General features: G+C 53.9%; 1 protein-coding gene and 1 pseudogene. Both read right to left on the reverse strand.

The features are described 5' to 3' along the window. Window positions 1-262: ATP-binding cassette domain-containing protein (locus tag FDX22_RS19950; protein WP_146717670.1), on the reverse strand; the 262-nt coding region annotated here is incomplete at its 3' end. Further along, window positions 252-478, reverse strand: a pseudogene (gene cysW, locus FDX22_RS19955) (sulfate/thiosulfate ABC transporter permease CysW); the annotation flags it as partial. The gene FDX22_RS19950 and the pseudogene cysW, both read right to left, overlap by 11 nt.

A 478-nucleotide genomic window follows, 5' to 3' on the forward strand; every position in this document is an offset into this window, starting at 1 on the left:
GGCGAAACAGCGCATAGTGCTGGAATACGAATCCCACTTTACGGTCGCGAGCATGCAAACGGCTGACGTCGGTGCCATGAAAACGGATATGCCCGCTGGACTGATGTTCCAGCCCGGCAATAATTCGCAGCAGCGTGGTTTTGCCCGAGCCGGATGGCCCCAGCAGCGCGACCATCTGACCTGAAGGAATATCCAGTGAGATATCGTTCAGCACCTGGGTGCGACCAAAAGACTTCTTAATATTGGCAATCTCAATGCTCATGATTTTCCTCCTGCTGCGCGCGTTTTTCCTGGTTCTCCAGACGCCATTGCAACATGCTCTTCAAAAACAGGGTAACAATCGCCANTAATCGCCATCAGCGTTAACAGCGCCGCGGCGGTAAAGGAGCCGACCGTGTTGTAGTCCTGCTCCAGTAATTCAATTTGTAGCGGTAGCGATAGGGTTTCGCCGCGAATCGAGCCGGAAACCACCGACACC

The organism is Citrobacter sp. TBCS-14 (assembly GCF_005280805.1).
GTDB lineage: Bacteria > Pseudomonadota > Gammaproteobacteria > Enterobacterales > Enterobacteriaceae > Citrobacter > Citrobacter gillenii.